Source organism: Variovorax xiamenensis, assembly GCF_050916385.1.
Taxonomy (GTDB): Bacteria; Pseudomonadota; Gammaproteobacteria; order Burkholderiales; family Burkholderiaceae_C; genus Variovorax.
Genome location: NZ_CP139038.1, coordinates 6,498,009 through 6,510,602, shown reverse-complemented (window position 1 = coordinate 6,510,602; position 12,594 = coordinate 6,498,009). Strand labels below are relative to the sequence as shown.

Below are 12,594 nucleotides of genomic sequence, written 5' to 3'. Positions count from 1 at the left end.
CCTGAAACGCCAGTAAGACGATAGATTGCTACAGATCGGGCATTTCCGTGGTTCCGTGCGATGCGTCACATGACGACCGCCACTCCATGACTTCCGTCACTTGCGGCGCCTCCCGACCGCCCAAAACAATAACGGCACCATGCACAGCCTGCCGCCCGTCTACCCTCGCATCAGGAATGCCGGCTTCTTCGAGGAAGCGATGCGGCCGGTGCTCGACCTGGTCGAGACGCTCGGCGGCAGCCGCGAGGCGCACGAGGCCGTGGCTTTTCCACTCGCGGCGGACTCCGACCTCGTGGTGAGTTTCGTGGTCGACACGTCGGCGCGATTCGTCACGCTGACCCGCGAAGGCCTGCTGGAGACGGGGCTCGACACGCAGTCGATGTACGAGCTGGCCATCGACAACATGCTTCGGCTCGTGGCGCCCAACGTCCGTACGCGGGATTTCGGCTGCTACAAGGCGCTCGTCGCGGGCGACGGCTTCGAGGCCTGCATGCTGCTGCTGCCCGATCTGTGGGAGCAGCTCGCGCAGGGCTTCGAGGGCGAACTGGTCGCGGTGGTGCCGAGCCGCGACGTCGTCTACTTCACCGACAGCCGGGGGAGCTTCGAGTCGCGCGGCGAGACCGTCACCGCCGCCGATGCGCTGGGCCGCATGTGTTGCGCCGCCAGCAAGGTCAGGGCTGCGGCCGCGGCAGATGGCCTTTCCGGCAAGGTGATGGCGCTGACCCCGGACGGCTGGTGCGTCCGCGGCACGCTGGAGGCTTTCGCGCCGGCGATGGAAGCCTGAGCTTCAGCTGCCCGCCCAAACGTCCAGCACGTAGCGCTGGTCGGCAATCATCCTGTCCATCCACGCGCTGCTGTCGTGGCCGTGCTCGCGCGCGAGGTCGCTCAGCGTGCGCCGCACGTCGGGCTCCATGCGCGAGCCGTCGCCGCACACGTAGACGACTGCGCCGGCTTCCAGCAGCTTCCACACGTGGGCAGCTTGCTCGCGGATCAGGTCCTGCACGTAGACCTTGCGCTCGCCTGCGCGCGAGAAGGCGGTGTGCAGCTTCATCAGGCCGCGGTGCGCCCAGGCCTGCAGTTCGTCGGCGTAGATGAAGTCCTGGTCGGGATGGCGGCAGCCGAAGAAGAGCAGCGCCTCGCCGAGCGCTGTGCCCGCCTCGGCCTGCGCCGCGCGCTCCTGCAGGAAGCCGCGGAAAGGCGCGAGGCCGGTGCCCGGGCCCACCATGATGAGCGGCCGGCTCGCATCCTCCGGCAGCCTGAAGCCTTCGGCCGTGGTCTCGCGCACCACGCCGTGCACCGTGTCGCCGGCCTCGGCGCGCGCCAGGAAGTTGGAGCACACGCCCTCGAAGGTGCCGATGCCCGACTTGGCCGGGCCGCTCACCACGCCCACCGTCACGCTGCAGCGGCCGGGCGTCATCGTGGGAGACGAGGAGATCGAGTAGTAGCGCGGCGAAAGCGGCGACAGCATCTCCAGGAACACGGCGAACGGCACCTGGCAGGCGCGGTGCTCTTCCAGCAGGTCGAGCAGCGACTTGCGCTTGTGCAGCACGTCGGCCTTGTATGCCGCCTGCGAGGCCTCGTCGCTGCCCGACAGGGCCACCAGCTTCGGCTTGGTGAAGGGGCACTCGGTGTATGCCGCCAGCGTGGCGATCTGCTTGCGCGTGGCCACGTCCTGCAGCTCGACGTAGTCGCCCAGCAGGCGGTCGACGGCGATCACCTGTTCGACCGGCAGCGCCGCCTTGCGGCCCGCGACGGCATGCAGGCGCACGTGGGCCGTGCGGTCGAAGCCGAAGCGCGCCATCGCGCGTTCGACCTGCGCCGGGCCATTGCGCGGCACCACGCTCAGGTGGTCGCCGGCGCGGTAGACCAGGCCCTCGGGCAGCATCAGCTCGACGTGGCGCGTGGAGCGGCCGGCCTCTCCGTTGCCGCCGTTCTGCAGCTCGCGGTTCTCGATCACCCGCAGCGCCACCGCGCCCAGCGCATCGACGATCGCGTTCTTCTGCGGCGGCGGCAGCTCTTCCAGCGTGTAGAGCGGCTCGCTCTGCGCGGGCGTGTCGGCGCCTGTCTTGATGCCGAAGGCCTTCGCCAGTTCGGGCCACAGGGCGTCGCTCCAGTCCTGGAAGGCGCCGTCCATGTCCTCGCGCGCATCGCCTTCGCCGCGCGAATGCACGCGCGCGGCACCCAGTGCCTCGAGCCGCTCGTCGATGCGGCGCGGCACGGCCTGGTAGGTGGAGGCCCAGTCGGTGTTGCCGCAACCGAAGACGCTGAAGCGCACGCCGTTGAGCGAGTCGTCGGCCTTGTCGAGCCAGCGGTGGAACTCGGCCGCGTTGTCGGGTGCCGCGCCGTTGTACGAGGCGCAGACGATGGCGACCGCGCCGTTGGCCGGCAGCCGCTCGGCATAGTCGTCGAGCGAGGCCAGCTGCGTGGAGAAGCCGCGCATCTCGCCGGCCTCTGCCAGCTGGCGCGCGAGGTCTTCGGCCGTGCCGAGGTTCGAGCCCTGCAACACCAGCAGCGAGGTGCCGTGGCGCGCCGCCTGCGGCTTGCGATCGGCGGCCTTCGCGGGCTGCACCGGCGCGGCGGCCGCATCGCTCATGTTGCCGCGCGGGCGCGTGGCCGGGTCGCGCAGCAGCGCCTTGATCCTGAAGTTCTCGGGCTTGATCGTCAGCGCTTCCTTGATCTTCAGCTTGTAGCCCGTGTGGTCCACGAGGTTGAAGCGCTGCAGGATCATGCCCAGCGTGAGCACCGCCTCCTGCAGCGCGAACTGGCGCCCGATGCAGGCGCGCTGCCCGTTGCCGAAGGGCTTGAAGGCATTCACCGGCCGCTCGCGCTCGGCCTCGCGGCTGAAGTGGTCGGGGTTGAACTGGTCGGCGTCCTCGCCCCAGATGCCCTTGTCACGATGCAGCGCCAGCGCATGCATGATGACCATGTTGTTCTTCTTGATCGTGTACTGGCCGCCGATCTTCGTTTCTTCCTTGGCGCGCATCGAGATCGCGGGCGCGGTCGGGTACAGGCGCAGCGACTCCTTCAGCACCTGCATCACGTACTGCAGGCGGTTGACCTGCGCGTAGGTGGGCTTCTGCGTGGTGTCGGGGCCGAACACGTTGTCGACCTCGGCCTGCGCCTTGGCCATGGCCTCCGGGTTGTTCAGCAGGAAGTAGATGGCGAAGGAGAGCAGGCCGCTGGTGGTCTCGTGCCCCGCGATGAGGAATTCGATGCACTCGTCGCGGATCATCTTGTCGGTGAGCTTCTCGCCGCTCTTCTTGTCCACGCCCGCGATCATGTAGCTCAGCAGGTCGGGCTTGGTGGCAATGTCGGCCCCGCTCGCGCGCCGCTCCTCGATGATGTCCTCCACCATCTTGTGCATGTAGCGGATGTCCTTGCGCTGCTGTGCGAGCTCCTTCTTCAGCATCAGCTCTTCGAGCGGAAGGCCGCGGCGGTTCTGTACCGTCTCCAGCGTGCGCACCATCGCGTCGACGAAGGGATGGAAGCCCTCGCGGTAGAAGGAGTTGAAGCGGTAGCCGAAGCCGCACAGGCCGATGGTGTCGAGCGTGAGCGCGGTCATGTCGCGCACCACGTCCACCTCTTCGTCGAAGTTCAGGCGCTCCCACTTGGTGACCAGCTGCCCCGCGATGTCCAGCATCATCGGGTGGTAGGCCTGCATCGCGCGCTGGCTGAAGTTGGCCAGCAGGATGTTGTGCGGCTTCGACCAAGTCTCCTCGTGCGTGTCGGAGGTGAAGAGGCCGTGCGAGGCGGCGCGCAGCCGGCGCAGCGCGCCGCGCGTGCTCTTGTCGAAGCGCTCCTCCTCGCAGAGTTCGTCCACCAGCGCGGGCGAGGACACCACGATCACCGGCATGCCCGGCATGTCCAGCCAGTAGATGCCGCCGAGGTCCTGCGCGATCTTCCACATGTCGAGCACGGGGGAGTCGGAGCCGATCGACAGCAGGTTGCCGACGAAGGGTTTCTTCGCCGGATGAGGGATCGGATGGAGCGAGTTTTTGCCTGCCATGGTCTTGTTGTGCCTTTGGAATGGACCCGCCTCTGATATCCGGGCTTCGAAGCCGGAGTATCCCGACGGCACAGGCGGCAGGCAGGACGGGGTTTCCCTTACAACCCCCGTCCTCTTCAGCAGTCGTGAAGAAAGTGCACGCTCAGGGGCGGACCATCTTGCATTCCGTGCCCTGCGCGAGCTCGTTGCCGGTATAGACCGCGTCGGTGCGGAAGCCGTAGTTGGTGCCTTCCCAGCCGGTCTTCACCGTCTTGCCGTCCACCGGAACGATGGTGTTGACCACCTGCGGCAGCAGCAGCTGGTGGTCTTCGGCGCGCATGCGCACCGGGCCCACCACCGAGTCGAAACTCAGGTCTTCGAGGGCATGCGCGACCTTCACCGTGTCGGTGGAGCCTGCCTTGTTGATGGCCGCGGCCAGCAGGCGCGGCGTCATGTCGATGCGCGGCGCCAGGAAGTCCTTGCCCGTCTTGGCCTTGTAGGCCTTGGCCAGCGCGTCGACCTTCGGCGTGTCGGCCTCGCCCGGGTGCCATTCGGCCACCCAGGTCAGCTGGCCCAGCCTGGCCTGCGACACGGCCGTGACCGTGCCCGGCACCGAGCCGGCGCTGTGGTTGAAGTAGCGCAGGTTGTAGCCGGCGTCGCCCGCGGCCTTCAGCAGCAGCGTCATGTCCTGGCCCCAGTTGCCGGTGATGACCGAGTCGGCGCCGCTTTGCTTCACGTTGGCGATGTAGGGCGCGAAGTCCTTCACGCGGCCGATGGGGTGCAGCGTCTCGCCCACGAACTGGATGTCGGGCCGCGCCAGGCCCACCAGCTGCCTGCCGTAGCTCGCCCATTGCTTGCCGTGCGCGTAGTCCTGGTTCAGCAGGTAGATCTTCTTCACGTCCGGCGTCTTCTTGATGTAGTTGGCCAGCGCCTTCATCTTCATCGCCGTGTTGGCCTCGGTCTGGAAGTGCCAGAAGCTGCAGGCCTTGCCCGTCATCTCGGGGTCGATGGAGGAGTGGTTCAGCACGATCAGCTCCTTGCCCGGGTTGCGCTGGTTCCAGCGCGCCACCGACTGCACCAGCGCCGTGACCACCGAGGAGCCCGAGCCGCCGGTCACGATGGCCTTCGCGCCCTGGTCGATGGCCGCCTGCAGCGCGCTCTGGCTTTCCTGCGCCGAGAGCTTGCTGTCGAACTGCAGCAGCTGCAGCTTGGTGCCGCCGAGCACGCCGCCCTTGGCGTTGATGTCCTCGATGGCGTACTGCGTGTGCATCAGCATCAGCTCGCCCACGTTGGCGAAGGGGCCCGACAGCGGATCGATGTAGGCGATCTTGTAGGTCGCCTGCTGGGCGTGCGCCGCGCCGGCGGTGGCAATCAGGCAGGCAAGGGCGATCCGCGCCAGTGGCGCTTTCCTGAACTTCATGATGGTTTGTCTCCGGAGGTTGTTGTCTTCAGTTCTTCGTGCGCAGCCCGATCACGCGGCTCGCCAGCTTGGTGAGCTCGGCCACGACTTCGTCGGGCGCAAGGCGGCCGCCGGGGCGGTACCAGCTGTAGAGGAAACCCGGCAGGCTGCAGGCCGCGAGCGCGGTGATCTTGGTCTCGGTGAAGTCGAGGTCGCCGTCGGCGCGCGCCTCTTCGAGCAGCGGGCACAGCTGGTCGTAGAAGTGGTGCGCCAGCTTCTTCTGTGCGGCGATGTACTCGGGCCGGTACACCTGCGGCTCGCGGTACGGGAAGAAGGCCACGGGGTGGTGCGAGATGGTCGCGCGGATCAGCCGCTCGATGCCCTCCAGCACCTTCTCGCTCGCGCGGCGCGGATCGGTCGCCGCGAAGTCGAGCGCGGTGAAGCAGTCGACGGCGGGGCGCCACGACAGCGTCTCGAAGATCTCCTGCTTGTCGCGGAAGTAGTAGTACACGAAGGGCTTGGTCATGCCCAGCTCGCGCACGATCTGCGCCATGGTGGTGTTGGCGTAGCCCTGCGCGGCGAAGAGCTGCGCGGCGGCCTGCAGTATGCGCTCGCGCTGCGTGTCGGTGCCCTGCGTGGCCGCGCGCTGCCGGCCCGTGCCCTGGGGCAGGTGCGGCTGCGCCGTGACGCTGCTCTGGTCTCCAGAGGGTTTTTGCCGTGTCGCGGAAGTTATACCCATGGGTAGGATTGTTCGTGCACCATGCACCATTGGCAAGCGCCAGCCCCTTGCGGGCTGCTATCGATAACCCTGAGAAAGTGACGCCATGGAGACATTGCCCGACCGCCCGCAGCAGCCCCTGCACGAATACCTGCGCGCCCACGCGCGAGAGCGCGGCGACAGCCCCGCCTGCATCTGGTACGGGCACTCGATGAGCTGGAGCGAGCTCGACCGCGCCAGCGACGCCTTCGCGGCGCGCCTGCAGGCGCTGGGCGTGAAGAAGGGCGAACCGGTGGTGCTCTTCCTCAACAACTGCCCGCAGTACCTGGTGGCGCACTTCGGCATCCAGAAGATCGGCGCCATCGTCTGCCCGAGCGGCCCGCTCAACAAGGAGCACGAGCTGGCCTACCAGGTCAACGACCTGAAGGCGCGCGTGATCGTCGCCGCCGCGCCGCTGCTGCCGGTGGTGCGCAAGGTGCAGCCAGAGAGCTCGCTCGAACACGTGTTCGTGGTGCACTACGCGGACCTGCTGCCCGATCCGGCATCGCTGGACCTGCCGGCGGAACTCGCCGCCGAACGCAAGGCCGGGCGCGCAACGGCCGAAGGCTGCGAAGACTTCCTCGCCGCGATGCGCGGCAACGCGAAGCCGCAGTCCGTGGCCATCGGCATGGACGACGTGGCGCTCATGACCTACACCTCGGGCACCACCGGCCTGCCCAAGGGCGCGATGCTGAGCTACGGCAACGCGCTCTTCAAGACGCGCGCCGCCGCCGACTGCAACGGCGTGGGCCCCGCCGACGTGCTGCTGTCCATCGCGCCGCTGTATCACATCGCGGGCATGCTCATGGGCGTGAACGTGCCGGTGCTCACCGGCGCGGCCTCGGTGCTGCTGCACCGCTTCGATCCGCGCGCCGCGCTGCAGGCCATTGCCGCTTACAAGGTGAGCTGGTGGTACAGCATCGCGCCGATGAACGTGGCCTGCATGCAGGTGCCGGACATCGCCGGGTTCGACCTGTCGAGCCTGAAGATGAACCCGGTGACCAGCTTCGGCATCACCTTCACCGAGCCGCTGGCGCAGCAGTGGCGCTCGCACGCGCCCAACTGCACATCTTTCGAGGCCGCCTACGGCCTGAGCGAGACCCACACCTGCGACACCTACACGCCGCATCACGCGCCGCGCTGGGGCACGCAGGGCGTGGCGGTGCCGGGCGTGACGATCCGGATCATCGACACCGATACGCAGGCCGACATGCCCGCGGGCGAGGTCGGCGAGATCGTGCTCACCAGCCCCGGCACCTTCAAGGGCTACTGGAACAAGCCCGAGGCCACGGCCGCCACGCTGCGCAACGGCTGGGTGCACACGGGCGACATGGGCAAGATCGACGCCGACGGCTACCTGACCTTCATCGGCCGCTTCAAGGAAATGATCAAGGTCTCGGGCTACAGCGTGTTCCCGGAGGAGGTCGAGACCATTCTCATCAAGCATCCGGCGGTGGCGCAGGCCGCAGTCATCGCGCAGCCCGATGCGGAGAAAGGCGAGGTCGTGAAGGCGTTCATCGTGCGCAAGCCCGGCGCGGCGCTCGAAGCCGATGTGCTCATCGCCTGGTCGCGCGACAACATGGCGAGCTACAAGGCGCCGCGTTCGGTGAGCTTCATCGACGCACTGCCCACGACCGGCGCGGGCAAGGTTCTGCGTCGCCTGCTCAAAGACAAAAGCTGAGAGGTTCCGTTTGCTGTTCTCCAAAGTTCTGATTGCCAACCGCGGCGAGATCGCCGTGCGGCTGGTGCGCGCGCTGCGCGACCTGGGCATTGCCAGCGTGGCGGTGCATGCGCGCGACGACGCGGCAGCACTGCACGTGCAGCTGGCCGACACGGCGGTGGCGCTGGATGCGACCGGGCCTTCCGCGTACCTCGATGTCGCGGCGCTGATCGCGGTGGCGAAGGCGCGGGGCTGCGACGCGGTGCACCCCGGCTACGGCTTTCTCAGCGAGCGGGCCGACTTCGCGCAGGCCTGTGCCGACGCGGGCCTCGTCTTCATCGGCCCGACGCCGGAGCAGCTCGGCCTGTTCGGCGACAAGGCGCGTGCACGCGAACTGGCCACGCAGTGCGACGTGCCCGTGATGCCGGGCAGCGCCGGTGCGGTGACGCTCGCGCAGGCGCAGGCCTTCTTCGCCGAACAGCATGCGCAGGGTGCGGGCGTGATGGTGAAGGCCATCGGCGGCGGCGGCGGGCGCGGCATGCGCGCCGTGCTGAACGCGGAAGAGTTGCCCGAGGCGCATGCGCGTTGCATGTCGGAGGCCAAGGCCGCCTTCGGCATCGAAGGGGTGTATGTCGAGCGGCTGATGCGCAATGCGCGGCACATCGAGGTGCAGGTGCTGGGCGACGGCAAGGCTGTCGCCAGCCTCGGCGAGCGCGAGTGCACGCTGCAGCGGCGCTTCCAGAAGCTGGTGGAGATCGCGCCCAGCCCCTCGCTGCCCGAGGCATTGCGCGCGCAGGTCACGCAGGCCGCGCTGCGCATGGCGAAGGCGGTGGGCTATCGCGGGCTCGGCACTTTCGAATTTCTCGTCGATGCGGCATCGGCGACGCTGCCCTTCGTCTTCATCGAGGCAAATCCGCGCCTGCAGGTCGAGCACACGGTGACCGAGGCGGTGACGGGGCTGGACCTGGTGCAGCTGCAGATCGCGGTCGCTGCCGGCCAGCCGCTGGCCGAGCTGGGCGTAGAGGCCGATCGCACAGCGGCGCAACGCGGCTTCGCGGTGCAGTGGCGCATCAATGCCGAGACGCTCGATGCGCAGGGCAATGCGCGGCCCTCGGGCGGCACGCTCGCGCGCTTCGACCTGCCGGCCGGTCCCGGCGTGCGCGTGGACACGCACGGCTACGCGGGCCTCGCGCCCTCGCCGCACTACGACACGCTGCTCGCCAAGCTCATCGTGCATTCGCCGTCGCCGCGCTTCGAGGACGCGCTGCGCCGCTCGCTGCGCGCGCTCGACGAATGCCACATCGACGGCATCGCCACCAACCTGGCGCTGTTGCGCGCCATCGCGTCGCGGCCCGAGTTCGCGACGCAGGCGGTGCACACGCGCTTCGTGGAGGCGCATCTGGGCGATCTGCTCGCTGCTGCGTCGGCCTTCGAGAAGCAGGCGAGGAAGACGGTGGCTGCGCCCGCGGAGGCACTGGCTGTTTCCGCCGATGACGGATCGGATGAACTCACCGTCAAGGCCCCGATGCCGGCGCGCCTCGTGCAGTTCGAGGTCGAGGTGGGCGACGTGCTGCCGGTCGGCGCGCAACTCGGCGTGCTCGAAGCCATGAAGATGGAGCACCTGCTGCACGCGCCCGTGGCCGGCCGCGTGGTCGCGCTGCTGGCCGCGCCGGGCGACTACCTCGTCGAGGGGCAGTCTCTGGTGCAGCTGGAGGCCGTCGATGCGCAGGCCGTGCAGGCGGAAGCCCGCGCCGAGCACGACCTCGATGCGATCCGCCCCGACCTGCGGAAGGTGATCGACCGCCATGCCTACACGCTCGATGCCAATCGCAAGGCGGCCGTCGACAAGCGCCATGCGCAGGGCGGCCGCACCGCGCGCGAGAACATCGCCGACCTGTGCGACACGGCGTCCGACCCCTCCAACTTCATCGAGTACGGCGCGCTCGCCATCGCCGCGCAGACGCGCCGCCGCACGCTGGAAGACCTGGTCGTCAACACGCCGGCCGACGGCATGGTCACCGGGCTGGGCAGCATCAACGCGAAGCAGTTCGGCCCCGAGGCTTCGCGCTGCGCGGTGCTGGCCTACGACTACACGGTGCTGGCCGGCACGCAGGGCATGCGCAACCATCACAAGACCGACCGGCTGCTGGCGGTCGCGCATCAGCTGAAGCTGCCGGTGGTGCTGTTCGCGGAAGGCGGCGGCGGGCGTCCGGGCGACACCGACATGCCCATCGTGGCCGGCCTCAACAACCACACCTTCAGCCAGTTCGCGGCGCTCTCGGGCAAGGTGCCCGTGGTGGGCATCGTGCATGGCCGCTGCTTCGCGGGCAACGCGGCGCTGCTGGGCTGCGCCGACGTCATCATTGCCACCAGGGGCAGCAACATCGGCATGAGCGGCCCCGCGATGATCGAGGGCGGCGGGCTCGGCACCTTCGCGCCCGAGCAGATCGGGCCGAGCGGCGTGCAGTCGCGCAACGGCGTGATCGACATCCTGGTGGAAGACGAAGCCGCCGCGGTGGCCGCCGCGAAGCAGTACCTCTCGTACTTCCAGGGCGCCACCGCCGATTGGCAGTGCGCCGACCCGCGCACGCTGCGCCACGTGGTGCCGGAGAACCGCCTGCGCGTGTACGACGTGCGCGCCGCGATGCGCGGCGTGGCCGACACCGGCTCGCTGCTCGAGCTGCGCGCGGGCTTCGGCGCGGGCATCGTCACCGCGCTCGCGCGCATCGAGGGCAGGCCCGTGGGCCTGATGGCCAACAACCCGCATCACCTTGGCGGCGCGATCGACGTGGAAGCGGCCGACAAGTCCGCGCGATTCATGCAGCTGTGCAACGCGCACGGCCTTCCAATTGTTTCGTTGTGCGACACGCCCGGCTTCATGGTCGGGCCCGAGATCGAGGCGCAGGCGCAGGTGCGCCACGTGTGCCGCATGTTCATGGTGGCCTCGCACCTGCGCGTTCCCTTTTTCGCCGTGGTGCTGCGAAAGGGTTATGGCCTCGGCGCGCAGGCGATGACGGCCGGCGGCTTCGATGCGCCCGTGTTCACCGTGGCCTGGCCCACCGGCGAATTCGGCGCAATGGGGCTGGAGGGTGCCGTGCGGCTGGGTTTCCGCAAGGAACTGGCCGCGGCTGCCGAGGGCGCCGAGCGCGATGCGCTCTTCAGGAAGCTGGTGGCCCAGCAGTACGAGAACGGCGAGGCGATCCACATGGCGCAGACGCTGGAGATCGACGCGGTGATCGATCCTGCCGAGACGCGCACCTGGTTGGTGCGCGGCCTGTCTTCCGCGACGAAGACGCAAGGGCCGGCCGTTGCGTATGTAGACACCTGGTAACCGGGCTTTAGACCTCGTCACGCGCGGGGGAACGGTGGCTCCGTACACTGGGCCGCTTTGCGCGCATGAATCTGGTCTCCCGATGGGCAGCCCGCCTCCGCGACGTTGCCGTCGCGCATTGGGTGGCTGCTTTCCTCCTTGCCCTGCTGGCCGTCGGCGTGCAGGCCGTCACGCCCGACGGGGAGCCGCGGCAGCCTGCGGAGGCGCATTGGGTCGCGAGTTGGGCCATTGCTCCCCTCGATTTCGCTGAGCTGTCCGCGAGTCCGGGCGGCTCCAAGTACTCTTCGCCCGCGGGCAATGACCTCCACGGGCGGACGCTTCGCCAGAAGGTGGAGCTGTCGCTCGACGGCGAGCGCATCCGCATCCGTTTCTCGAACCGCTTCGGAAAGACGCCGCTGCGCATCGCCGCTGCGAGCGCGGCGCGCGGCACCGGTGCCGAAGCCTTTTCGCCGACCTCCTTGCGCGAACTGCGCTTCGGCGGGCGGCCCAGCGTCACCATCGCGCCCGGTGCCGAGGTGTGGAGCGATGGTGTCGACCTGTCGGTCCAGGGGGGGCAGACCGTGATCGCGAGCGCCTTCTTCGATCGCACCGCGCCCTTCGCCACCATCGCGCTGCAGGAACCGGGCACGACATGGATGACGCCTGGCAACGCGGTGAGGTCGCCGAAGCTCCAGGACCCCATGCCGCTCCTGTTCAATCAGATCGTGACCGGGATCGACGTGCTCACGACCAAATCCATTCGCACTGTCGTAGCCTTCGGCGACTCGATCACCGCAGGCGGTGCCGAGGCCACCATGGGCTCCTACCCCGACATGCTGGCCACGCGCCTGCGCGACACGCAACCCGGCGGGCAGGACGTCGCCGTGCTCAATGTCGGCATCGGGGGCAACCGCCTGCTGGCCGACGGCATCGGGCCCAGCGGGCTCTCTCGCTTCGAACTCGACGTGCTGAAGCAGAGCAGCGCGACGCACGCGATCGTCCTGCTGGGCACCAACGACATCGGCCGCGCGATGTTCGCCAAGGTGCCGGGCGCCGAGCTGAAGCCGCGCGACATGCCGACGGCCGAGCGCATCACCGAGGGACTGCAGCAGCTCGTGAAGCAGGCACGCGCCAAGGGCGTGAAGGTGCTGCTGGGCACGGTGCCGCCTTTCAGGAACACGCCCTACTGGAGCGAGGCGAACGAGGCCATGCGCGAGGCCGTGAACCGCTGGATCCGCGGCAAGCAGGACATCGACGGCGTGATCGATTTCGACGCCGCGCTGCGCGACCCTGTCGACCCGCAGGCGCTGAATCCGCTTTTCGATTCGGGCGACCACCTTCATCCCAACAAGGCCGGCCACGCGGCCATGGCGGCCGCCATCGACCTGCGCGAACTGCAGGAATGAGCTTTGCGTGAGAGTGAGTGAGCGCTAGCAAGAGCCGAAAAGACCCCAAAGGCGCGTCACAGCTTTACACAAGACTT

The 12,594-nt window shown here is 68.5% G+C and carries 7 protein-coding genes; 4 read left to right on the top strand and 3 right to left on the bottom strand.

What is annotated here, in order from left to right; genetic code table 11:
- Window positions 1–139: 139 nt before the first annotated feature.
- Window positions 140–784 (top strand): hypothetical protein, encoded by a 645-nt coding sequence (locus tag SFB74_RS29825; RefSeq protein WP_432728011.1) that lies wholly within the window; start codon window positions 140–142, stop codon window positions 782–784.
- Window positions 785–787: 3 nt separating this feature from the next.
- On the opposite strand, the gene SFB74_RS29820 is transcribed toward SFB74_RS29825, so the two are convergent.
- The 3 genes from SFB74_RS29820 to SFB74_RS29810 form a co-directional block, all read right to left on the bottom strand.
- A complete protein-coding gene (locus tag SFB74_RS29820) occupies window positions 788–4,006 on the bottom strand; it encodes a bifunctional cytochrome P450/NADPH--P450 reductase (protein WP_432728010.1) in 3,219 nt (1,072 codons plus the stop codon).
- A 142-nt stretch (window positions 4,007–4,148) separates the two neighbouring features.
- Entirely contained in the window at window positions 4,149–5,405 is a 1,257-nt protein-coding gene (locus tag SFB74_RS29815) for a branched-chain amino acid ABC transporter substrate-binding protein (protein ID WP_432728009.1), read from the bottom strand.
- 28 nt (window positions 5,406–5,433) lie between these two features.
- Window positions 5,434–6,123: a TetR family transcriptional regulator gene (locus tag SFB74_RS29810; RefSeq protein ID WP_432728008.1), complete on the bottom strand. Its 690-nt coding sequence runs from the start codon at window positions 6,121–6,123 to the stop codon at window positions 5,434–5,436.
- Between the two features lie 85 nt (window positions 6,124–6,208).
- Between SFB74_RS29810 and SFB74_RS29805 the strand changes: the two genes are divergently transcribed.
- From SFB74_RS29805 to SFB74_RS29795, 3 genes are all read left to right on the top strand, one after another.
- Window positions 6,209–7,822, top strand: coding sequence for an AMP-binding protein (locus SFB74_RS29805; protein ID WP_432728007.1), 1,614 nt, complete (start codon window positions 6,209–6,211; stop codon window positions 7,820–7,822).
- A 13-nt stretch (window positions 7,823–7,835) separates the two neighbouring features.
- On the top strand, window positions 7,836–11,132 hold the full coding sequence (locus SFB74_RS29800; protein ID WP_432732020.1) for a carboxyl transferase domain-containing protein: 3,297 nt from the start codon (window positions 7,836–7,838) through the stop codon (window positions 11,130–11,132).
- A gap of 65 nt (window positions 11,133–11,197) precedes the next feature.
- The gene (locus tag SFB74_RS29795; RefSeq protein WP_432728006.1) at window positions 11,198–12,517 is read left to right on the top strand and encodes an SGNH/GDSL hydrolase family protein; all 1,320 of its coding nucleotides are present in this window, start codon (window positions 11,198–11,200) and stop codon (window positions 12,515–12,517) included.
- Window positions 12,518–12,594 lie beyond the last annotated feature (77 nt).